Source organism: Colwellia sp. RE-S-Sl-9, assembly GCF_048296855.1.
Taxonomy (GTDB): domain Bacteria; phylum Pseudomonadota; class Gammaproteobacteria; order Enterobacterales; family Alteromonadaceae; genus Pseudocolwellia.
The window spans coordinates 3599495-3623776 of record NZ_CP182631.1; the positions used below are offsets into that span (position 1 = coordinate 3599495).

The following is a 24282-nucleotide window of genomic DNA, read 5'->3' on the forward strand; positions in this document are numbered from 1 at the left end:
AGGTAAAGTCAGTGATTGAAAGTCCGTGTGTTCGTAATTGTTGTTTAGATAAAGAAGATGTTTGTGTGGGTTGCTTTCGTCATATTAAAGAAATTGTTGGCTGGAAAAACCTGACTGATGAAGGTAAACAAAAAATATTAGCTAGTTGTGAAGCACGAAAAGTGAAGTCAAAAAATATAAAAGTAACACATGTTCATCCAGCTAAGCGTCTCTAGGTAAACCTTTTTCAATGGTTCTAATTAAGCGGCCGGTTAATCTTTCGTTTGTTGTGTGAGTTGTTATAGCAAGAGCCTCTTCGTGCTTTTTTTCTATTTGCTGCTGTAATGCCCACTCAATATGCTCTACAACCATAGGGGAACTGATAGTTAACTTTTCGCTTAATGCATTGATCACGTTTTCGTCATAAGGAGCATTGCCCAAAGCAATAGCGATATTTCGTTGCCAGCATTCATAGCCAATTCTTCTGATAGGTGAGCCTTCAGTTTTTCGAAGAAAATAAGTTTCATCCCATGCAAATAAAGATAAAAGTTTACTATTATCTAACGCTTCTCTGGCATTAAAGTCTTCCTCTTGTGTTATTTTTGCAAACTTATTCCACGGGCAAATGAGTTGGCAATCATCACAGCCATATATGCGATTACCCATCGGAGCTCTAAATTCAACAGGTATCGCCTCTTTTAGCTCAATGGTTAAATACGAGATACAGCGGCGAGCATCTACTACGTATGGTTCTATAATCGCACCGGTAGGGCAAATTTTAATGCATGAAACACACTTACCACATTCATTCGCTGGCGAGCTTGTTGTTGGTAGGGGAATATTAACTAATAGCTCACCTAAAAAGAACCAAGACCCAGCTTCTCTATTAATGATTAAGCTATGTTTACCTGTCCAACCTAACCCCGCTTTTTCAGCTAAAGGTCTTTCAAGTATAGGGGCTGAATCTACAAAGGGCCTAAAGTTAAATCCTTCACAATATTCGCTAATTTTATTACCTAACTGTTTTAGGCGCTTTCTCATGAGCTTATGGTAATCTCGTCCTAATGCATATCGGCTGATATAAGCATGATCGGGCTGTTTTAGAATTTGCGCAAATTTTGCATTTTCGGGTAAATAATCCATGCGAACACTAATACAACTAAGTGTTCCTTCTACCAGCTCCTCAGGCCTTGTTCGCATTGAACCGTGCCTAGCCATATAGTCCATATTGCCATGGTAATTATTATCTAGCCATTGAGTAAAGTTAGCTTCGTGTTCAGATAAATCAACGTCGGAAAACCCCACCTGAGAAAATCCTAGCTCTTTGCTCCATAGTTTTATTTTTTCTGTTAGTTCAGTGTAATTTATGGCATTAATTGTCATGGGGTATTAAAGCTAGTGTGCGTTTTTTATAGTTTATCATCGTTTTAATGGGATAAATAATACGATTAAGACGAAAATTTATATACGTAATAGCGATCTCTTATAATAAGAACAAAAAGTTACAGATAAATAACAATTTAACTTGATCTGTTATTGCGACAAAAGATCATTTAGGTAAACTAGCAAAATGAATATAAATATAATATTGAAATGAACTATTCGTAATGAATAATAAAACTGATGCATTAACCTACGACTTAGTAAACTCTGAAGCCACTATTGCTATGGGAAGTCTATTAGCAAAAATTATTAAAGATGATCTCAAACAAGGGCTTATTGTATATTTACATGGAGACTTAGGCGCAGGGAAAACAACATTAACACGAGGCTTTGTACAAGGTATGGGGCATCAAGGTAATGTAAAAAGCCCAACCTATACTTTAGTTGAACCTTATGAGTTAGAATTATGGAACGTATATCATTTTGATTTATATCGATTAGCCGATCCCGAAGAACTTGAATACATGGGAATTAGAGATTATTTCGGTGAGAATAGTTGTAGCTTTATTGAATGGCCAGAAAAAGGAGAGGGCTTTTTACCTGAAGCAGACTTAATCATTAATATTGAATATAAAAATGCCGAAAGAACTATACGCTTTGATGCTAAAACAACATTATCTCAGTTTCTTTTAGAAAAACTAACTCAATATAATTAATAAAAACACATTTACTATAGGACCTTCATGCTCTTTGCTGTAACAAAACGACAATTTATTTTATTGATGACTTTATTATGCCTATTGTCGACGCAGGTATATGCGGCTAATAATATTAAAGGTGTTCGTATTTGGCCAGCACCAGATAGTACTCGTGTTGTTTTTGACTTATCTGAAAAACCAGAATTTTCCTATTTTAGCTTGTCTAAACCTCAGCGATTAGTGATCGACTTTGCTAATAGTAAATCACTCGTTTCATTAACTAATGTTTTAAAAGATGATAATCGAATTAAAAAGATTCGTACGAGTCAACCTCCCAAAAAAGGTACTACCCGACTTGTTTTAGAATTAGCTGAAAACTACCAATTATCTATATTTCCTCTAGCGCCCGCTGGAACTTACGGTGATCGATTAGTTATAGATATTTATGATAAGAATGACTCAGACACCACAACACAGAGTCTTAATATATCAAGTAAAAGAGATATTGTTATTGCCATAGTTGCAGGGCATGGTGGTGAAGATCCTGGTTCTATAGGTGCTCGTGGTACTTATGAAAAACGAATTACGCTTAGCATAGCCAAAAAATTAGAAAAACTCATAAATCGTCAACCCGGACTTAAAGCGGTAATGATCCGAAAAGGTGATTACTATGTTAATCACGACAAAAAAACCGAGTTAGCGAGAAAAAGCAAAGCGGATCTTCTAATTTCTATTCATGCCGATGCTTTTACTTCCTCTAAGCCGAGTGGTGCTTCTGTACTCGTACAGTCAACTAGGCGAGCTAATTCTGAGTTTACCCGTTGGATAGCCAATCGCCAAAAAGAATCAGAGCTTTTGGGTGGTGCGGGTGAAACCATCAAAAAAACGAAAGATAAAAACTTAGCTATTACTTTAGCGGATATGAAAAAAGAATATACGATGGGGAGCAGTTACGCATTTGCCGAGCACGTAATACGTCAACTTAAAAAAGTAACAAAGCTGCATAAGAGTAGCCCTGAAGGCTTAAGTTTAGCGGTGTTAAAATCTTCTGATATTCCTTCAGTACTCATTGAAACAGGTTTTATTTCAAATCCACAAGAAGAACGTAACTTAACGAGCTTTGCTCATCAGCAAAAATTAGCTAGAGCTATTTATACTGCTGTGGATACTTACTTTAGTGATAACCCACCAGATGGAACTCTTTATGCTACTGGCCAGCTAAAACAACATAAAATACGTTCTGGTGAATCATTAAGTGTTGTTGCTAAACGATATAATGTCTCAGTGAGTAATTTAAAGAAAAAAAACAACTTGAAATCAAATGTCATTAAAATCGGGCAGACACTAATCATTCCGCGAGCTGAATAAAAATAATGCCTATAGAAATCCTTCCAGCCCAGTTGGCAAACCAGATTGCGGCAGGCGAAGTCGTTGAACGTCCAGCATCGGTAATTAAAGAGTTAGTCGAAAACAGCATAGATGCTGGCGCGACAACGATTAAAATCCAAATTGAAAAGGGGGGAGCTAAACGCATTAAAATAAGTGATAACGGAAGCGGGATATCGAAAGATGAACTGGCTTTAGCACTTAGTCGACATGCAACCAGTAAAATAAAAACATTAAATGATCTTGAAGGTATAAGTAGTCTTGGTTTTAGAGGAGAAGCTTTAGCTTCTATTAGCTCTGTTTCCCGCCTGACTTTAACTTCTAAACCTGCTGATCAAGAATCAGCATGGCAAGCTTCTGCGGAAGGTCGTGACATGGCGGTTGATATTAAGCCTGCAGCACACCCCAACGGGACTACTATAGATGTACAAGATCTGTTTTTTAATACACCGGCTAGGCGAAAATTTTTACGTACAGATAAAACAGAATTTACTCATATTGAAGAAGTGATTAAAAGAATCGCTCTTGCTTGTTTAGATATCACCTTTGTTTTAACACATAACGATAAGATCATACGTCAATATAGGGCTGCAACAACTAAAGCCCAATACACTAAGCGTGTTGCACAAATTTGCGGTCAAAAGTTTATTGATCATGCTATAGAAGTCGAATGTAGTCATGACGACCTACACTTTAGCGGTTGGCTAGCTAAACCCAGTTTTGCGCGTAATCAAAATGATTTATGCTACAGTTACGTTAATGGCCGTATGATGCGTGATAAACTCATTAATCATGCAATTAGACAGGCATACAGCGATTTATTGCCGCCAGATACCTATCCTGCATTTGTGCTTTTTTTAACGCTAAATCATCGGGATGTTGATGTAAATGTTCATCCGGCCAAGCACGAAGTACGTTTTCATCAAGGGCGCTATATTCACGATTTTATTTTTTCTGTTTGTCAAAGAGCCTTCAATGATGAGGGTATTGTTCAACATTCTTTAATGGATTTACATCATATTGATCAAAACGAAAACGATAAAACTAGCAGTTCAGAACCTGATAAACATACAAGCATACAATATCAACCATCATACCAACAGGCTGCCGTTGACCAAAGTTATATAAAACCCTTGTCGTATGTAAATGAAGGAAGCCCTTCTCAATATACGCCTTCTCATTCAAGTTATCATCATTCACGCCCTTCAACTAAAGGGAAAGATGCTTACTATCAGTTAATGAGTAATGAAGTTGACTTAGCCGAAAGTCAAACGCCGAAAGTTGGTGAAGACTTACATACAAGTGTTGCTAATGTTAATAAAGTTGTAAGAGGTGTATTAGTTCTTCATATTATTCAAGTAAGCTACGCATTAATTTTACTGGACCATGAATTACGTTTACTTTCTTTAACAAAGTTAGAAACTGATCTATTGGCCAATGAGTTAGCGTCAAAATGGGAAGCCGGCTTTATAAGTCAACCTTTGTTGCTGCCTGTAAAAATACAAAGTGAAAAATTACAATGTGTTTTTTTAGAAAAAAATAAGCATAATTTCGAACGCTTAGGTATTGCTTTTAATGTCATCAGTAAAAGCTCTGTGCAAGTTAGGCAATTCCCTGCCTGTTTACGTAATAAAGATGTTTGTAGTAGTTTCTTACATTTATTAAATGCACTTTTTAATAAAAATGAACATAACGAATTAGAGGATAAAGATTGGCTTTTAGCGCTTACTTCCTTGTTATTACAAGAAACTTATACCATAGAATCTACTAATATCTTATTGAGTAAAATACAAAACTTACAATCTGATATAAAAGAAAAACTTTTACTCTTGAATTCTACACCTGTAGACCTTACATCTGAATTAAATAAATTAATGTAACCTAGCGCTTTAATTATGCCAACTACCGCTGATATGAATAAATCTTTACCCATTATTTGTATCATGGGGCCAACAGCTTCCGGTAAAACCGCGTTAGCTATGGGACTGCAAGATCAGTTACCTGTTGATATTATTAGTGTTGACTCAGCTCTAGTTTATAAACATATGGATATAGGTACAGCAAAGCCTACATTTGAAGAGTTGCAAAAGTATCCTCATCAATTAATTAATATGATTGATGCAGCAGAAAGCTACTCTGCATCAGACTTTTGTAGTGATGCATCAACGGCAATTAAACGTTCACACGCCAACCAGAGAATTCCTGTGCTGGTTGGTGGAACAATGATGTATTTTAAAAGTCTTATTGAAGGGATATCGCCTTTACCTGCAGCTAATGCAGAAATAAGAAAAGAAATTGAATTGGAAGTTGCCGAAAAAGGCTGGGACAAACTTCATGAAGAATTAGACGCTATTGATCCTGTATCTGCGGCAAGAATTCATAAAAATGACCCTCAACGGTTATCAAGAGCATTAGAGGTTTATCGTTTAACAGGGAAATCTTTAACCGAATTAACACAGGTAAAAGGTGAGGGCTTACAAGGTAATGTATTGCAGTTTGCCTTAACACCAAAAAATCGTAGTACTTTGCATGATCGAATTGAATTACGATTTAATCAAATGATTACTCAAGGTTTTGAACAAGAGGTCGTTAAATTAAAAGAACGACAAGATTTACATATCGACCTACCATCAATGAGATGTGTAGGTTATCGGCAAATGTGGCAATATTTAGATGGAGATTATGATCACAAAGAAATGATATATAGAGGCATATGTGCAACTAGGCAATTGGCTAAACGTCAATTAACTTGGTTACGTAGCTGGCAAGGAGCAACCAATCTTACGATGGAAGATGAAAATAATTTGCAACAAATTATCTCAATCGTAAATAAACTTTAAATATTGATGTATAATTAATAACTTGGCTGAATACTCAGCTATAATTATTACAAAAATAGCAACAATCTATTAAAAATAACAAGAGGGCCAAAAAATGGCAAAGGGGCAATCGTTACAAGACCCGTTTTTGAATGCTTTACGTCGTGATCGCATTCCTGTAGCAATATACTTAGTAAATGGCATTAAATTACAAGGGCAAGTTGAGTCTTTTGATCAATTTGTTATATTGCTTAAAAACACGGTAAGCCAAATGGTTTACAAGCATGCAATTTCTACTGTAGTACCGTCACGTGCTGTGATTACTACACCAGCAGCATCGAATGAATCTGCGGATCAACAAGATTAATGATACTGATGGTACAAGTGGTTATAAATATTCTAGATTTGAAGACTCGCTGTTGGATTGAATATATTAATTTACTCAAAAGTTTCATTCAAAAAACTCAGTTACATGGTAGTAAATGATAATCATAACTGAGTTTTTTTCTTATCCTTTTAATTTCATAAATAGGTATTGTTTCATTGTTTGATCGTTACCAAGCAGGCGAACAGGCAATACTTGTTCATGTAGATTTTCCAGATGAAAACGCACGTGAAGACTTACAAGAATTTGAAATGCTTGTAAGCTCTGCGGGCGTTTCTGCGCTTACTGTTGTTACAGGAAAGCGAGACAAACCTCATACTAAGTATTTTGTTGGTAGTGGAAAAGTTGAGGAAATAGCCGAAGCTGTTCGTTTATTCGAAGCTAATGTTATTTTGTTTAACCACACTTTATCGCCCTCTCAAGAAAAAAACGTTGAAGCATTATGTCAATGTCGAGTCATTGATAGAACAACGCTTATTCTCGATATTTTTGCTCAACGTGCGCGTACGCATGAAGGTAAGTTACAAGTTGAACTCGCACAACTTAGGCATATGAGTACTCGGCTTATTCGAGGCTGGACCCATCTAGAAAGACAAAAAGGTGGTGTTGGCTTAAGAGGTCCCGGCGAAACTCAATTAGAAACGGACAGACGCTTATTACGTGAGCGTATGACCAGTATTCGTAAGCGACTCGAAAAAGTAGAGCGTCAAAGACAGCAAGGTCGAAGAGCAAGAACACGCGCAGAAATCCCAACAATTTCACTTGTTGGTTATACTAATGCGGGTAAGTCGACCCTATTTAACCATATTACCAATGCAGATGTTTATGCTGCTGATCAGCTTTTTGCGACACTAGATCCTACGTTAAGAAGAATTGAAGTTGAAGATGTAGGCCGTGTTATTTTGGCTGACACTGTTGGATTTATAAGGCACTTACCTCATGATCTTGTAGATGCATTTAAAGCAACATTAACTGAAACACGAGAAGCTGAACTTCTTTTACATGTTATTGATATAGCAGATGAAAGGCGTTCTGAAAACATAGAACAAGTTCAACATGTATTAGATGAGATTGAAGCGGGTGATGTTCCTCAACTATTAGTTTGCAATAAAATTGATAAGTTAGATGATATAGAACCTAGGATTGATCGAGATGAAACAGGTATGCCGATACGTGTATGGTTATCAGCCCATGCAGGAATTGGTATTGAATTGTTGTTTCAAGCGCTTGCTGAGCGTTTAGGTAAAGAAATTGTTACACAAAAAGTCACAATACCTCCTCACGAAGGTAAGCTACGTGGTATTTTGTATGAGTTAAACTGTATTACTGATGAATCATATGACGAATTAGGTAACTGCTTACTGAATATAAAATTACCTAGTCGTGAATGGAATAAATTATTAAAACAAGATAACGCGGCAATAGAACGCTTTATCATAGATTAACAGACTGATATATTAGCAACAATTGTATTTATTGGAGAACACCATGGCTTGGAATGAACCGGGGAATAATGATAAAGACCCCTGGAAAAATAAAGGTGGAAAAAATCAAGGTCCACCTGATTTAGACGATTTGTTTAAAGATTTAGGTAATAAATTTGGCGGAATATTTGGTGGTAATTCATCAAATGGTGGAAAGGCCAGTAAAAACTTTTCTAGTATAGGTATTAGTATTGCTCTTATTGTTGCGATTCTTGTTTATGTATTTAGTGGTTTTTACACCATTAAAGAAGCAGAGCAGGGGATTGTTTTACGATTTGGTCAATATACCGGTAATGTGGAGCCTGGCCTTCGTTGGAAATGGACATTTATCGATAAAGTCATACCTGTTGATATTCAAACAACTAGAAACTTACCAGCTTCAGGTTTTATGCTTACGCAAGATGAAAATGTTGTTCGTGTTGAAATGCAAATACAATATCGTGTAGTTAATGCACGTAATTATATTTTCAGTGTTACAAATGCTGACGACAGCTTAAGTCAATCCTTAGATAGTGCATTACGATATGTTGTAGGTCATGCCAAAATGGATGATGTTTTAACAAGTGGCCGTGAAGTCGTAAGACAAGCTGTTTGGAAAGAACTAGAAGAAATTATCGAACCTTATAACCTTGGTTTAATTGTTGTAGATGTTAACTTTAAGGATGCTCGTCCACCTGAAGAAGTTAAAGATGCATTTGATGATGCAATATCTGCTCAGGAAGATGAAGTTCGATATTTACGTGAAGCCGAAGCTTATGCTCGTGGTATTGAACCAAGAGCTCGTGGTCGAGTGAAACGTATGGAACAAGAAGCATTAGCTTATAAAGAACAAATTGTATTAGATGCAGAAGGTGATGTAGCTAAATTTAATAAATTACTTCCTGAATATCAGGCGGCTCCAGTGGTTACTAGAGAACGTATGTATCTTGCCACTATGGAAAAAGTATACGCTAATACGAGTAAAGTTATGGTTGATGTAGATGGTGGTAATAACATGATGTATTTACCATTGGATAAAATAATCCAAAACCAATCATCGCAGTCTAATAGCGTAACGTCACAACCTAATATTCAGCAGCCTATATCAACTAGCTCGTCAACGACTACTAATAGTAATCGAGCTGATAGATTTAACAGTGGGAGAAACTAAGCGATGAAAAACTTTATTATTGCTATTGTTGCAGCATTATTTTTGCTGACTGTTTCTTCAGTGTTTGTTGTATCAGAAGGACAGCGTGGTATCGTATTTGAATTTTCAAAAATTAAACGAGACTCGACGACTGGAGATATGCTTGTATATGATCCAGGACTTCACTTAAAGTACCCATTCATCAACACCGTTAAAAAAATTGATGCTCGTATACAAACACTTGATGAAGGCGCAGACCGCTTTGTTACTTCTGAAAAGAAAGATGTAATTGTTGATTCATTTGTTAAGTGGCGAATTGTTGATTTTTCAACTTACTACCTACGTACAACAGGTTCTATTGATAATGCGAGAGCACTATTAAAACAAAAAGTAAATAATGGTTTAAGAACTGAATTTGGTTCTCGAACGATTAAAGAAATTGTTTCAGGTGACCGAGATTCTATTATGGAAAAAGCACTTGTTAGTGCCAAAAGTAGTAGAGAAGATCTGGGTATAGAAGTGATTGACGTACGAATTAAGGCAATAAATTTACCTGCCGAAGTAAGTGCTTCAATATATGACCGTATGCGTGCTGAACGAACAGCTGTAGCTAAAGAGCATCGCTCACAAGGCCAAGAGCAATCTGAAATTATTCGTGCAACGATTGACGCTAAAGTAACAGTAATGTTAGCTGAAGCTCAAAAGAACTCGTTTGAAATTAGAGGTAGTGGTGATGCTTTAGCTGCTAAAGTATATTCTGATGCATATACTAAAGATGCAGACTTTTATAAGTTTTTTAGAAGTTTAGAAGCATATGAAAACAGCTTTAATAGTAAGAATGATATTATGGTGATAAAACCAGACAGTGATTTCTTTCATTATTTAAAAAATCCTGCAGCAGCTAAATAATACTTTAACTTTTAGCTAGTATTTTTTAAGGCCATGATTTATTCATGGCCTTATCGTTTCTACCTATTTTAAATTACTGATAATAAATATATACAATAATCACTATTCATATAGTGTTTCAGTAGTAAGTTAAAACAGCTTAAATAAATATTACCCTTCAAAGTTAAATCCAAATATTCATGTTGACGAATAGCGTAAATATAAGAACACTCATTGAATATTTAAGCGATCATACTTTTAATTGCTGCTTTTATCTTTGAGTAGTTAAATAAATAGAACCACTAATGCATTGCGGCTTCATACCTAACTTACTAAATTTAAAAGCTATAATTGAGAGCGCCAATAAATATTGATTTGTATATTTTATAAACTCAATGAAAAGCCGTATTTAGTACTTGGACTGTCATTTCATATTTGATAGAATCCTCGCCTAATTTTTTCTATTAAAAATTTTCTAACATGGGTAAAAACGTTGTAGTTCTAGGCACTCAATGGGGTGACGAAGGTAAAGGTAAGGTAGTTGACTTACTTACAGATAAAGCTAAATACGTAGTTCGTTATCAAGGTGGGCACAATGCTGGTCATACTTTGGTAATTGACGGTCAAAAAACCGTATTACATTTAATTCCTTCTGGTGTATTACGTGAAAACGTAAAATGCTTAATTGGTAATGGTGTTGTTTTATGTCCGAAAGCATTAATGACCGAAATTAGCATGTTAGAAGAACGTGGTGTACCGGTAAGAGAGCGTTTATTAATTAGTGACGCTTGTCCTTTAATTCTTCCTTATCACAATGCATTAGATGCAGCGCGTGAAATTGCTCGTGGTAATAAACCAATCGGTACTACAGGTCGTGGTATTGGGCCAGCATATGAAGATAAAGTTGCGCGTCGAGGTTTACGTGTTGGCGATCTAATTAATACAGAAACATTTGCTGCAAAACTTAAAGAAATTATGGAATACCATAATTTTGCATTAACGCAATATTATAAAGTTGATGCGGTAAGTTACGAAGAAGTACTTGCTGATGCTCTTGCCGTTCGTGAAATTATTATTGGAATGATTGCCGATATTCCTGAACTTTTAGATCAATCTCGCAAAGCGGGCGAGTCTATTATGTTTGAAGGGGCTCAAGGTACTCTCTTAGATATTGATCATGGTACTTACCCTTATGTAACTTCATCAAATACAACGGCGGGTGGTGTTTCTACTGGTTGTGGTTTTGGTCCTCGTAATCTTGATTATATTTTAGGTATTACTAAAGCTTACACAACACGTGTTGGTTCAGGTCCATTCCCTACAGAATTAGACGATGAAATTGGTGAACACTTAGGTACAGTAGGTCATGAGTTTGGTGCCACTACTGGACGTGAGCGTCGTTGTGGTTGGTTTGATGCTGTTGCTATGCACCGTGCAGTGCAAATTAATAGTATTACAGGTTTTTGTTTAACAAAGCTTGATGTTTTAGATGGCTTAAAAGAACTAAAAATTTGTACTGGTTATAAAAAACCAAACGGTGAAATTATTACGGTTTCTCCTACAGCTGCCGAAGGTTATGAAGAAATCACTCCTGTATATGAAACACTTTCTGGTTGGAGTGAAAAAACAGCAGGTGTAACTCAACGTGAAAACCTTCCAGCTAACGCCATTGCTTATATCAAGCGTATTGAAGAAGTAACAGGTGTCCCAGTTGATATTATTTCTACGGGACCTGATCGTAATGAAACTATTATTTTAGTTAATCCGTTTGACGAGTAACTAATAAGTTCCTTTTGATTGAAGCCACTTTTTAAGTGGCTTTTTTATTGCCTGCTAATATTTCCTTTTTAACTAAATCGTTATTCATCAAGCTACACTACGACTATTATTATAAAATTTTTTATTATAATGTTTGTCCACCTGTATCTTTACATACTCGATTACCTAATAATTCTGTTTGTTTGTTAATACTTTAGTTTTTAATAGAGCATCTAAGTATTTTATATAGTCAAAAACTATTTAAAATACAAAGCAAAAGCAAGAGTTTCATGTTATTTTGTTGTGTCATTAAGAATGAGTCATAATTCGTATAATTTGTTCTTTAATGTGAAGTATTACACCTTACCTTTTATGTATTAGGATGCAACCATGACAGATTTCCGCCAGCAAGCTCTCGATTATCATCAATTTCCAACACCAGGGAAAATTAGTGTTGAATTAACTACACCCGCTGAAACAAGTTTAGATTTGTCGTTAGCGTATAGCCCCGGTGTGGCTGAGCCTGTTAGGGAAATTGCGAATAATCCTGATGATGTATATAAGTACACTGGCAAAGGAAATTCAGTTGCTGTTATTACTAACGGTACAGCTATTTTAGGTTTAGGTAATCTAGGTCCTATGGCCTCGAAGCCTGTAATGGAAGGGAAGTCTCTTCTGTTTAAACGTTTTGCTAATATCAATTCTTTCGATATTGAAGTTAAACACAATACAGTTGAAGAGTTCATTAATACTGTCGCTAATATTGCTGATAGTTTCGGCGGAATTAATTTAGAAGATATTAAAGCGCCAGAATGTTTTGTAATTGAAAAAGCATTAATTGAACGTTGCAAAATTCCTGTCTTTCATGATGACCAACACGGCACAGCAATCGTTACAGCCGCAGGTATGATTAATGCGCTAGAAATTCAAGGTAAAGATATAAAGTCTGCAAATATAGTTTGTATGGGGGCGGGGGCTGCTGCTATTGCCTGTATGGAATTATTGATTAAGTGTGGAGCTCAACGTGAAAAAATTTACATGCTCGACACTAAAGGTATTGTGCATACTCGCCGTGACGATTTAAATGAATATAAAAAACTTTTCGCTAATAATACCGATAAAAGAACATTAGAGGATGCCATAGAAGGGGCTGATGTTTTTGTTGGGGTTTCTGGACCCAATTTATTATCGGCTGAGCATGTAAAATTGATGGGGCCAAACCCCGTTATTTTTGCGTGTTCAAACCCAGATCCTGAGATAAAACCTGAGCTAGCACATGCCACAAGAGATGACCTTATTATTGCTACGGGTCGTTCGGACTATCCAAATCAAGTTAATAACGTTTTGTGTTTCCCTTTTATCTTTCGTGGAGCTTTAGATGTTCGTGCAAGAACGATTAATGATGAAATGAAAATAGCAGCGGTTCATGCAATCAGAATCATTAGCAAAAGAAGAAGTTTCACAAGAAGTTTTGGTTGCTAGTGGCGTGAAGAATTTAGTATTTGGTAAAGAATATATTATACCTAAACCTATGGACCCGCGTTTATGTGCAAATGTAGCGCGAGCTGTGGCACAAGCAGCGATAGATTCAGGTGTAGCCGCTTTAGAATTACCTGATAATTACATGCTCTAATTATCAGTTATATCGTTATTTGTGTTGTGAATTTGAGATCTTAACCAGAGTTCAGATTATCTTACATAATGATTATATTAAAGAAGGGCTAAAGCCCTTTTTAGTTTCCACTGAACCTGCATCTTGAATAGTAACGGGTATATAATTAAGATCTTGTTTTTATTTAAAGTGAAAATTGATGGAAGACGACCTACCAATAAGTATTACGGCTAGCGAAAAGTTATTAGCTCATTATGTCAAATTAAAGGGCATTATTAATAAACAAGAAGCGCATGTTAATTTTCAAACATTAGCGGCAGGTTGGTATGAGGATGAAAATAACGTTTTAACTATTCAGTTTTATATAGAAAAAAATGATGAATATTTACAACAAGTATCTATTGAAAGGATAGGTGATAAAATTGAAGTTGCAGATGATGTTATGATTTATGTTAACAACAAAGATATAAGCTGTTTTGTTGCGATCACTGAATCAGAAATAGAGTTATTAGATAAAGAGCCTAAAATATTATCAGGCTACATTACAATGAAAGTAAAAAAAGTGATTAATGAGATTGCTGAAAAACAAGGGTTGTTAACCTTGCCTTCATAAATTTATGAATTAATCGTCTTCAGTTTCATAAGCACTAAAGTCTGTAATACCTTTAGCCTCTAATATTTTACGAACGCTAGCAGGTAGTTTTTCAGTATTGTCTTTAGCTAAATCGTTATCATCAGGTAAAGGTTGGCCGGTAAAAGCATGTAAAAAGGCTTCGCATAATAATTCGCTATTAGTAGCATGGCGAAGATTATTAACCTGTCGACGAGTTCTCTCATCAGTTAAGACCTTAAGAACACGTAAAGGAATAGAAACGGTGATCTTTTTTACTTGTTCACTTTTTTTCCCGTGTTCGGCGTATGGATTAATATACTCGTCATTCCACTCTGCCATAAATTACTTACCCTTTAATATGGAATATCTGATTGAACAATATCAACAGACACTAATTCACTAATTTTACTGTTTGTGGGCGCTGAGTCAATAACGAATGTGTAGAAGTTTAGATGTCTAAAATTTCTTGACCAAGTTTAGTAAACCGTTTAGAGTTTTAGACATCTAAACATCTATTTAAAATTATACCTAGCTGGAGTCTCAAATGACTAAGAAAAGTATGGCAACAATAGCGGCAAGAGCTGGTATTCGTAGTGACAAGCAACACGTCGGTGTAGTGCCTGCAATACATTTAGCAAGTACCTATGCTCTAAAAGGCTTCAATGAAAAGCGTGATTATGATTATTCACGTACCGGAAACCCAACACGCTCTACTTTTGCAGAAGCGGTTGTTGAGTTAGAAGAAGGTACAAAAGGCGTTGTAACAAGCACAGGTATGGCAGCTGTACACCTTATTTGTCAATTATTATGCACAGATGATGTACTTGTTGTACCACATGATTGTTATGGTGGTAGTTACCGATTATTCACGCATCTAGCAAAAAAAGGCAATTTTAAGTTAATTATTGTTGATCAAAACGATGAAAATGCTTTAGCTGAAGCCCTTAAACAAAAACCTAAATTAGTACTGATTGAATCACCGAGTAATCCATTATTACGTATTGTGGATATCGAGAAAGTCACCAAAGCAGCACACGCTGTAGGTGCACTTGTTGCCGTCGATAATACTTTTATGTCTCCTCTTTTACAAAAACCTTTGCTTTTAGGTGCTGATATTGTGTTTCATTCAACCACTAAATACATTAATGGTCATAGTGATGTGGTGGGTGGCGTGTTAATAACAAAAGATGAAGCTTTAGGCGATGAATTAGCTTGGTGGGCAAATTGTATAGGTATAACGGGATCTCCTTTCGATAGTTACTTAGCATTAAGAGGCTTAAAAACATTACCTGTAAGAATGAAGCAGCATCAAATTAATGCAGCTAAAGTGGCTGTGTTTTTAAATGAACACGATGCTGTTGATGCGGTTTATTATCCAGGTTTACCTGATCATCCTGGTCATGATATTGCTAAAAAACAGCAAGCTAGTTTTGGCGCAATGATGAGCTTTGAAGTTAAAGGCGGTGTTGAGTCTGTAAAAAAACTCTTTAAAAATCTTAATATGTTTACGCTAGCTCAATCTTTAGGTGGTGTGGAAAGTTTAATTAGTCACCCATCGACTATGACACATGCAGGAATGGAAATATCAGCTCAATTAGAAGCGGGTATTACTCAGTCGTTAGTGCGGGTTTCTGTTGGGATAGAAGACGTAGACGACTTAATCGCTGATTTATCGCAAGGCCTTTTAGCTTCACAAAAATAAGAATAAACACAATTGATGTTGGTAAATATGAACTCAGTAAATGATATTGAACAATTAGTTAGTGAAAAAAATCAATTAGCTAAACACGCTGTACATGTGCACAAATTTGGTGGCAGTAGTTTGGCTAATGTTGAGTGTATAGAACGTGTCGTTAACATTATTAAAAATCATTGTAAGCTAAATGATTTTGTTGTGGTTTCAGCTAATGGAAAAACAACTGATGCGCTAGTGGCTATATATCAGCAAGCCGTTGAATCGTCAGCAGCGTTAAATGATTCTATTGTTGCGTTGCAAAAGGCTCAATTGTCTTTAATTAAGAGTTTAGTATCAAGCCATGTAAGTCATTTGGAGCAATTACTGGCTCAAGATATTGAGGCGTTAAAAGGCTGGGTTGTTCATACTGACCTTAATCACGTAGAAAAAAATGAAGCGAATATACTTGCGCTTGGTGAAGTGTGGTCAGCACGTTTATTATCTGCGGTACTAAATGAGCGCGTATGTGCAAGTTATTATATTGATTCGCGCGATTTTCTTGTGGTAAATAATGATCAAAATTGTGTAGTAGACGATACCTTAAGTCATCAGCAATTTAATACCTTATTACAAACTAAACAATTAGCTGTAATAACTGGTTATATCGCTAAAAATGCAGCTGGAGAAAACTGTACATTAGGTCGAAATGGCAGTGATTACTCGGCTACTATTGTTGCTTCGTTAGTGGGGGCATTAAACGTGACTCTTTGGACAGATGTTGATGGCATTTATAGTGCTGATCCTCGTATTGTTCCGCTAGCAAGAAAATTACACCGCTTACCTAATGGTGTTGCCAAAGAACTAGGACGACTAGGTAATCCAGTATTACATGCTAAAACGTTACAACCCCTTGAAAATCATAGTACGCATTTACATATAGCGAGTAGTTATGATCCTCATACAAGTGGTACTGAAATAGGACGATTTGGTCAAATTGCTAAATCTGAACTTTCAGTCACTTATCTTAATGATTTAATTTTAGCTCAATCTACTAGCTTAACTGGATCGTATGGTGAGTTAGCCATCAAACAGTTTTCTGCAATTTGTTCAGATATCAGTACTGGTTTTGTTGTTATTACACAAGACAAACAAAAGGCATTAAGTCAGTGGTTAGCAAGTCATGATACGGAAGTGTCATTTACTCCTGTTTCAATTTTAGCCGTGGTAGGGCATGAAGTATCTAAACATGGTGATGTAAAAGCGAGATTTAAACGGGCATTGAAAAAATACCAGCCTATACATATTGTTAGTTCTACTAATGAGCATAGCTTAATTTCTATTTTACCTCAGGTATGTAGTGGAGAAATGGTGAATAACATTCATCACGACATAACAAAAGATGCTCGTCATATTGGTGTCGTTATTGCTGGGTTGGGTAACATTGGAGCACGTTTTTTAGAGATGTTACCTGCGCAAGTTGATCGTATTCCTGCACTTGAAAATGTTCATGTAGTCGGTTTGATCACGTCTAAAAAAGCATTAATTAAAAGTGACGGGATCGATGTGACTCAAGCCTTATCTCTGTATGAAAGTGAGGCTAAACCTTATGATCAGGATAATTTACTTTCGTGGCTAGCTAATCATCCCTATGATGAACTGATTGTTGTAGATATAACACCAAGTGAAACTTTTAGCTTGTTATATCAAGATTTTTTTGAACAAGGTATTCATGTTATTGGTGCTAATAAATGGGCCGCGTCGTCTTCGACATCTCAGTATAATAAATTAGTGAGTACGGCTAAAAAACATCATAGCTTATGGTTAGGAAATACGACCGTTGGTGCAGGGTTACCTGTTAACTTTGCTATTGCAAATTTATTAGAGTGTGGTGATTCTATTCAAGAAATCTCGGGTATCTTTTCAGGTACTCTTTCTTGGTTATTTGAAACTTATGATGGCTCCGTGCCTTTTTCTGAATTACTAAAATCAGCATTAGCACAAGGGATAACCGAACCCGATCCTCGTGAAGACTTATCAGGTAGAGATGTACAACGTAAGTTATTAATTCTAGCCCGTTTAGCTGGTTTTGAACTTTCGCTTGATGACATAGATTGCCAAAATTTAGTCCCCGAACATTTACAGCACTTAACCACCGAAGAATTTCTTAGTAAAGCCGAGCAGCTTGATACTTATTTTGCAGATAAACTGAAAGACGCCAATAGTAAAAATGCTTGTATACGTTATGTAGCATCGTTTGTTTGTGAAAATGATAATCAAGCCAATATTAAAGCCAAAGTCAGTTTAGAAGTGCTCCCTAAAACAGATGCTTTTGCTAATCTTACCCCTTGCGATAATATTTTTAAGATTGTTAGCCAATGCTATAAAGATAATCCTTTAATTATTCGGGGCGCAGGGGCTGGGAGAGATGTTACAGCAGCAGGATTACACTCAGATTTAGCGATTATTTGTAAACAGCTTATGCATAAACAACAGCAAGTTAAATTAAAAGGGATTGCTTTGTAAAGTGAATAATAAGTTAATTTACTTGTCTCTTTTCAAATATTTACTAGTCTTAATGTATTGTAAATATTTGAAGTTATTTTGTAAGCCATGTCTTTAAAGCATACTCAAGATACAAACTTTACCAAAAGTGTTAAAGAACTCTCTCGACAAATTTTTGGTAAAAGTTATAAAAAAGAATCTATGCTTGACCGAGCTATTGATTTCTTTGCTCAGCTGAGTCCTTCTCAGGGGCAAGAGGAACCTAAAATAAAGTCAGGTACTAAAGCGTGTAAAGAGCTTGAACTTAGAGAGTTAGAACGAGAACAAAGGCATGAACACTTAGACACTCTTTGCCGAGATATTATTGCATTATGTGAAGGAGAAAGTTTCGTAGAAGATAACCGTAAATCTTCTCAATTACTTGCTACCATTCAGCTTCTTAGTCCGAGTGAAGGGAGTAAGGTTGCACTATCTAACGAGTTAAATAAGCCTTTATATAAAGCAGTGTTATGCCTAAGATTACTCGATCGACTATGTATTGATAATGCGATTACCGAACCTTATATTAAAGAGCGCTTAGCTAATTTATCCCCTCTTCAATATCAGCGCTTTTCATTGATTGATGCCGTTGCTTATAAAAGGTTTGTTGATGAAGTTAAAATACCGTTAGTTAAAGCTGCATTGTTACAAGATATTGGTAATAATCATCCTGAAGCGCAACTTATACTAAAAGGGACAAACGGTACTAAAAACCCATTTAGAATGCTAGATTTGGAAGATAGAAGAAAATTACTTCAAATCAATTACCGAGAAACAGTTAAATATCTTGTTGAAGGTATTGGTGTAGCAAAGTATGTAGGGAATTTAAAAGAAGTTCGTGATGCTTTTAACGAAACGGAAAAGCGTAAATTACTTTTTATTAAAGGATTATTGAAAGCAAGCATTAATCCTAAAAAAGGCATAGGCAATTTACTTAAAGTTCCTCAAATTTACACATCAATCATCCTCTCTACAAAACCTAAATATGATTATAAGCTCTTGCCTAAAGTCTATCAGGTGCTCTATAAAAATGCGGAAAAGGGAATTTGTTATCACTTAGTTGTTGATGCGTTACGTACTATAACAGGGATTTTTCCTTTAGGTTATGGAGTCACTTACATTGTTGAGAACTTTCAAGGGGAAATAAAATACTCCTATGAATATGCCATTGTGAAAATGTTATATCCAGAAGATCCAGAGTTACCCATTTGTAGAACAGCCACTCGAAATTTGGCCTTTATTAACTTTGGGCAAGACATTATTGTGCCTAAAGAGCGTAATTTACATTTTCCTATGGCTGTTGAAAAACTCAACACAATGAGCAAAGAAAGATTATATGAAATATTAGCTTTATTATCGTCAAATTATGCAGAACGAAAAACACTTGATCTAATTCCTCGCTGTTGGTCGGCAAATGAATACTTTTCAATGCCAGCTCATCAAAAATTATGGAATAAGTAAGTCAAATCAGGGATAAGTCGTACTTATCATTATTACCGTGTCAATTTTCTATTTTAAGCAGTACTTTTTGATCATATTAATCAGTAATTCTTCTGTTTTTGTTATTTCAGATAATGCTAAAAATTCGTTAGGTTGATGTGCTTGGTCTATTGAACCTGGCCCCATAACGATGGTTTGACAACCTAATTCTTGAATAAAAGGAGCTTCAGTTGCGTAATTTACAGCACAGCATTTATGCCCTGAAAAATGTTCGGCAGACTCAATTAAATCACTCGGCTGAGTTTGTTCAAAGCTAGGTGAGCTCGGGTGCAGTTCATTAATCGTAATTCTTCCAGGGTATTTCTCAGCTAAAGGTTTTAGTGCGTCAGTTAAACAGGTTATTAATTCATCATCTGTCATACCCGGTAATGAACGCATATCTATATCTAAATCACAGTGTCCGCATATACGGTTAGAATTATCACCGCCTTTAATAGCGCCCATATTCAGTGTAGGAGCAGATACATCAAATGCCGTATTACTATAATTTAACGCCAGACTTTCTTTTAAGGTGAGTAGGGTACCAATAACTTGATACATTATTTCAATCGCATTTACACCTAAGCTTGGTTTACTTGAGTGGCCCGACTGACCTTCAACACTTATTCGGTGGGACATATGTCCTTTATGCATAATAATAGGCACTAAATTAGTAGGCTCTCCAATAATAGCGACATCAGGTTTGATCTCTTGGTTTTGTGAGAAAAAACGTGCGCCAGCCATGGTAGTTTCTTCATCTGCGGTAGCTAAGACATATAAAGGCTTTTTAAGGGTTTTAGCATCTAAGTCTTTACATGCTTGTAAAATAAAAGCGAAGAAGCCTTTCATATCACAAGTGCCTAAACCAAAAAATTTATTGTCTTTTTCTATAATTGAAAAAGGGTCGGATTGCCATCTGTTTTCATCAAAAGGAACCGTGTCACTGTGGCCAGCAAGTAATAATCCACCTTCTCCTGAACCTAGTTTTGCCAATAAATTATATTTATCACGAGTATTGGGCACTTTTTGAATACTAATGCTGAAACCTAAAGATTCAAACCAGCCAGATAATAAATGAATTATTTCCTTATTTCCTTGATCCCAACTTTCTTGACTCGAGCTAATAGATGGGCTTGAGATTAATTCTCGAAGTGCAGTCGTAAAATTAGGTAGATTTTTCATACTATTCGTCTCAAAAGTTATTTTTGGGTAGTTATGCTGATTTGTTGCATAACTAGTTATCGGATGATAATATGCTACCTTAGTGTAGATAACCTAAATCAATAACGCTACGGAAAAATACCGAGATAAAAATCCCACCTTGTTGTGAATTTTTAAAACCTTATTTAACATCCTGTTTTATTTGATAAAAATAAATGTTATTGCCTTTTCAGTTATTACGAATATTAAATAGTTTTAAGGAATAGTATGAAAGTCGCGATTATTGGAGCTAGCGGTTACGTTGGTGCTGAGTTAATTAATTTATTAACAGCTCACAATAAAATATCAATCGTTCATCTTTTGGTGTCAGAAAATAGCTCGTCTGAAGGTTTATTATTTTCAGACCTTCATGCTAAATATCAAGGTATTTGTGACTTGCCTTTGCAAGCTTTTTCTCCTGCCTGGTTTGATGAAAATATTAAAAATGCTGAAGATAAAATTGACGCGGTATTTTTTGCTACGCCGCATGAATATAGTGCAGAATGGGCACATGTATTTTTAGATGTTGGTGTAAAAGTATTTGATTTATCTGGTGGTTTCCGTTTAAAAGATGCGGCTGATTACCCAACTTATTATGGTTTTGAACATAAAAACTTATCTGTCCTTGAACAAGCTAATTATGGTTTAGCCGAATGGTTAGACGAGTCGTTTGCTGATTCTAAAATTGTTGCTGTTCCAGGTTGTTATCCAACAGCAAGTTTATTAGGTTTAAAGCCTATTACAGCGAATAACTTACATATTGAAAATTCTTTAATTGTTGTAAACGGCATTAGTGGTGTATCGGGGGCTGGCCGTAAAGCATCATTAGGTACTAGCTTTAATGAAGTGAGTTTAACGCCTTATAATATTTTACAACATAGACATCAGCCAGAAATTAGTCAGGAAGCTAATGCTCAAGTTATTTTTAATCCGCACTTAGCACCATATAAACGTGGGTTATTATCAACGGTAACTTTGCAATTAAAAGCTGGTGTTACTGAAGAACAAGTGAATCAAGCATACCATAATGCTTATGATGACAAACCATTAGTACGTATTGCCGCAACGTGGCCAAAAATTGATAATGTTGCTTATACACCTTTTGCTGATATTCATTGGAAATACGATGCTGAAAAGCAGGTTGTGGTGGTAAGCACAGCAATAGATAATCTTTTAAAAGGTGCTGCATCACAAGCTGTTCAATGTGCTAACTTAACGATGGGGTTACCAAGCGAATATGGCTTAATTCCTAATGTAGGTATTAAGTAATGAAGAAAGCTGTAATGAAACCTTTGGTCATTAAAATCGGCGGAGCTATTCTTGAAAAAACATCCGCATTAAACGCGTTATTTGTTGAATTAGCTAAATTAAAAGATCAATCAATAGTGCTAGTGCATGGCGGTGGTAGTTCTGTTGATACACAGTTAGCACAAGCGGGTTTTACAACACAAAAAAAAGACGGTAAACGCATAACCCCAGCTGAGCAGATGCCTGTTATTTCTGGAACTTTAGCGGGATATGTAAATAAAACTATTGTTGCTGAAGCAAATCAATTAAGTCTTGCTGCGGTAGGGTTATCATTAGGTGATGGCAACATGGTAAGCTGTACATTGGCTGATGCTGAATTGGGAAGTGTAGGTGATCCAAGCCCGAACAACAGCGCTTTGTTAAAAACGTTATTAGCTAATAACTTTTTCCCTGTTGTTTCTTCAATTGGCACGTTAGATAATGGTCAATTGGTTAATGTAAACGCTGACGATGCAGCGGTTGCTATTTGCCAATTATTAGAAGCAGAATTATTACTATTAACCGATGTGCCGGGCGTTAAAGGTGCTGAAGGTGAATGGTTAGTTGAACTTGGTAGTAAACAAGCTGCCCAATTAATTGAACAAGGTGTTATTGCTGGTGGTATGACAGCAAAAGTAAATGCAGCGTTATTAGCTGCTAATCAGTTACGACGAAGCATCGCGGTTGCCAGTTGGCAGTCTCCCGAGCAAATCGTCAATTTGATCAAAGGTGACAATATAGGCACCCGTATTTTATACCAAGCTGATTAAACATATTTTACTTATTGCGCGAATGTCATTGTACGTTACATAGCACTCAAAAGGTTACTCGTATGTCTTTACAGAATTTTTTAGCTGATGATCAGCTAAGCAAAGAGCAAATACTTGATCTAATCAAGCTTGCTAAAAAAATTAAAACAGCCCCTGCTAATTACTCTCAAGCTTTAGCAGGTAAATCAGTTGCTATGATTTTTGAAAAACCGTCGTTACGTACACATGTAAGTTTTGATATGGGTATCAATAAACTTGGTGGCCATGCTCTATATTTAGGGCAGCAAAACGGTAAATTAGGTGAACGTGAACGTATTAGTGATTATGCAAATAACTTGTCATGTTACGCTGATGCAATTGTTGCTCGTGTATTTAGTAATGCTTCAATTGAGGGCTTAGCTAAACATGCTAGTGTACCTGTTATTAATGCTTTGTGTGACGTATATCATCCCTGTCAGTCGTTAGCTGATTTTGTAACGTTATCTGAAAATTTTGATGACTTAGCAAAAGTAAAACTTGCTTATGTAGGCGATGGCAATAATGTATCTAATTCATTAATGTTAATGGCTGCAACGTTAGGTGTTGATTTTACGCTTATTTGTCCGGAAGGTCATGGGCCAAGTGATGCAATGCTGACTAAAGCGCAAGTATTAGCTGAAAAATCTGGATCTAAAATAGTCTTTAGTACGAATATAAGTAATATAGCTCAGCAAGATGCTATTTTTACTGATACATGGGTATCTATGGGTGATGAAGATCCTACGAAAAAAGCTGAAATATTAGCAAAATTCGCTCCATATCAAGTAAATCATGAATTAATGGAAAAAGCGCAGGCTAAAATAGTTTTACATTGCCAGCCTGCTCATTTAGGTGAAGAGATCACCGAAGAACTATTTGACGATAAAGACAAGTCAGTGGTTTTTCAAGAAGCAGAGAACAGAATGTGGGCACAGAATGCTGTACTCGTCACTCTTTTAGCTGATTGAATAAAATTCTAATTAATTGATACGATAACTAAGTTAAAAGCACTTATTGAACTATTTCAATTTCGTGCTTTTTTCTTGTTTTAGTATCAACTAAAATAGAGGCAGTATTCATTCAAAGATTAACAATATTTACTGGCTTTGAAATATTTAAAAGCCAGTAAATTTAAATTAAACAGTTTGTAATCTCAGTAGCCGGCATTTCAGCCGTAT

General features: G+C 35.9%; 20 protein-coding genes and 1 pseudogene. 18 read left to right on the forward strand and 3 right to left on the reverse strand.

The window, feature by feature from the left end; genetic code table 11:
- Window positions 1–11: 11 nt before the first annotated feature.
- The gene (locus ACM9HF_RS15500) at window positions 12–215 is read left to right on the forward strand and encodes a DUF1289 domain-containing protein (protein ID WP_473610881.1); all 204 of its coding nucleotides are present in this window, start codon (window positions 12–14) and stop codon (window positions 213–215) included.
- Here ACM9HF_RS15500 and queG read toward each other — a convergent pair.
- On the reverse strand, window positions 202–1362 hold the full coding sequence (queG, locus tag ACM9HF_RS15505; protein ID WP_473610885.1) for a tRNA epoxyqueuosine(34) reductase QueG: 1161 nt from the start codon (window positions 1360–1362) through the stop codon (window positions 202–204). The genes ACM9HF_RS15500 and queG overlap by 14 nt on opposite strands.
- A gap of 224 nt (window positions 1363–1586) precedes the next feature.
- On the opposite strand from queG, the gene tsaE reads away from it, so the two are divergent.
- From tsaE to ACM9HF_RS15560, 11 genes and pseudogenes are all read left to right on the forward strand, one after another.
- Window positions 1587–2078: a tRNA (adenosine(37)-N6)-threonylcarbamoyltransferase complex ATPase subunit type 1 TsaE gene (tsaE, locus tag ACM9HF_RS15510; protein ID WP_473610888.1), complete on the forward strand. Its 492-nt coding sequence runs from the start codon at window positions 1587–1589 to the stop codon at window positions 2076–2078.
- Between the two features lie 27 nt (window positions 2079–2105).
- Window positions 2106–3428 carry an N-acetylmuramoyl-L-alanine amidase gene (locus tag ACM9HF_RS15515; protein WP_473610893.1) on the forward strand — a complete coding sequence of 441 codons (1323 nt, stop codon included), beginning with the start codon at window positions 2106–2108 and terminating at the stop codon, window positions 3426–3428.
- Between the two features lie 5 nt (window positions 3429–3433).
- Window positions 3434–5326: a DNA mismatch repair endonuclease MutL gene (gene mutL, locus ACM9HF_RS15520; protein ID WP_473610898.1), complete on the forward strand. Its 1893-nt coding sequence runs from the start codon at window positions 3434–3436 to the stop codon at window positions 5324–5326.
- A 15-nt stretch (window positions 5327–5341) separates the two neighbouring features.
- Window positions 5342–6286, forward strand: coding sequence for a tRNA (adenosine(37)-N6)-dimethylallyltransferase MiaA (gene miaA, locus ACM9HF_RS15525; RefSeq protein ID WP_473610903.1), 945 nt, complete (start codon window positions 5342–5344; stop codon window positions 6284–6286).
- Window positions 6287–6380: 94 nt separating this feature from the next.
- Window positions 6381–6632 (forward strand): RNA chaperone Hfq, encoded by a 252-nt coding sequence (gene hfq / locus ACM9HF_RS15530; RefSeq protein WP_473610906.1) that lies wholly within the window; start codon window positions 6381–6383, stop codon window positions 6630–6632.
- Window positions 6633–6808: 176 nt separating this feature from the next.
- Entirely contained in the window at window positions 6809–8095 is a 1287-nt protein-coding gene (hflX, locus tag ACM9HF_RS15535; protein ID WP_473610910.1) for a ribosome rescue GTPase HflX, read from the forward strand.
- A 43-nt stretch (window positions 8096–8138) separates the two neighbouring features.
- A complete protein-coding gene (hflK, locus tag ACM9HF_RS15540; RefSeq protein ID WP_473610913.1) occupies window positions 8139–9284 on the forward strand; it encodes an FtsH protease activity modulator HflK in 1146 nt (381 codons plus the stop codon).
- A 3-nt stretch (window positions 9285–9287) separates the two neighbouring features.
- A complete protein-coding gene (gene hflC / locus ACM9HF_RS15545; RefSeq protein ID WP_473610916.1) occupies window positions 9288–10172 on the forward strand; it encodes a protease modulator HflC in 885 nt (294 codons plus the stop codon).
- A gap of 459 nt (window positions 10173–10631) precedes the next feature.
- Window positions 10632–11930 (forward strand): adenylosuccinate synthase, encoded by a 1299-nt coding sequence (locus ACM9HF_RS15550; RefSeq protein ID WP_473610919.1) that lies wholly within the window; start codon window positions 10632–10634, stop codon window positions 11928–11930.
- 369 nt (window positions 11931–12299) lie between these two features.
- Window positions 12300–13542 (forward strand): annotated as a pseudogene (locus tag ACM9HF_RS15555) (malic enzyme-like NAD(P)-binding protein).
- A 178-nt stretch (window positions 13543–13720) separates the two neighbouring features.
- The gene (locus tag ACM9HF_RS15560; protein ID WP_473610923.1) at window positions 13721–14134 is read left to right on the forward strand and encodes a hypothetical protein; all 414 of its coding nucleotides are present in this window, start codon (window positions 13721–13723) and stop codon (window positions 14132–14134) included.
- Window positions 14135–14143: 9 nt separating this feature from the next.
- On the opposite strand, the gene metJ is transcribed toward ACM9HF_RS15560, so the two are convergent.
- Window positions 14144–14473 carry a met regulon transcriptional regulator MetJ gene (metJ, locus tag ACM9HF_RS15565; protein WP_077338895.1) on the reverse strand — a complete coding sequence of 110 codons (330 nt, stop codon included), beginning with the start codon at window positions 14471–14473 and terminating at the stop codon, window positions 14144–14146.
- A 205-nt stretch (window positions 14474–14678) separates the two neighbouring features.
- On the opposite strand from metJ, the gene metB reads away from it, so the two are divergent.
- From metB to ACM9HF_RS15580, 3 genes are all read left to right on the forward strand, one after another.
- On the forward strand, window positions 14679–15836 hold the full coding sequence (gene metB / locus ACM9HF_RS15570; protein WP_473610929.1) for a cystathionine gamma-synthase: 1158 nt from the start codon (window positions 14679–14681) through the stop codon (window positions 15834–15836).
- A gap of 27 nt (window positions 15837–15863) precedes the next feature.
- A complete protein-coding gene (gene metL, locus ACM9HF_RS15575) occupies window positions 15864–18332 on the forward strand; it encodes a bifunctional aspartate kinase/homoserine dehydrogenase II (RefSeq protein WP_473610932.1) in 2469 nt (822 codons plus the stop codon).
- Window positions 18333–18419: 87 nt separating this feature from the next.
- Window positions 18420–19811, forward strand: a complete 1392-nt coding sequence (locus ACM9HF_RS15580) for a hypothetical protein (RefSeq protein ID WP_473610935.1) — start codon at window positions 18420–18422, stop codon at window positions 19809–19811.
- 48 nt (window positions 19812–19859) lie between these two features.
- Here the strand turns inward: ACM9HF_RS15580 and argE are convergent, their stop codons facing one another.
- Complete coding sequence (gene argE / locus ACM9HF_RS15585) at window positions 19860–21011, reverse strand: acetylornithine deacetylase (protein WP_473610937.1); 1152 nt, start codon at window positions 21009–21011, stop codon at window positions 19860–19862.
- Window positions 21012–21257: 246 nt separating this feature from the next.
- Between argE and argC the strand changes: the two genes are divergently transcribed.
- From argC to ACM9HF_RS15600, 3 genes are all read left to right on the forward strand, one after another.
- On the forward strand, window positions 21258–22298 hold the full coding sequence (gene argC / locus ACM9HF_RS15590; protein ID WP_473610941.1) for an N-acetyl-gamma-glutamyl-phosphate reductase: 1041 nt from the start codon (window positions 21258–21260) through the stop codon (window positions 22296–22298).
- Complete coding sequence (argB, locus tag ACM9HF_RS15595; RefSeq protein ID WP_473610946.1) at window positions 22298–23086, forward strand: acetylglutamate kinase; 789 nt, start codon at window positions 22298–22300, stop codon at window positions 23084–23086. The genes argC and argB overlap by 1 nt, the downstream gene beginning before the upstream one ends.
- A 62-nt stretch (window positions 23087–23148) precedes the next feature.
- Entirely contained in the window at window positions 23149–24072 is a 924-nt protein-coding gene (locus ACM9HF_RS15600) for an ornithine carbamoyltransferase (protein WP_473610949.1), read from the forward strand.
- Window positions 24073–24282: the final 210 nt, after the last annotated feature.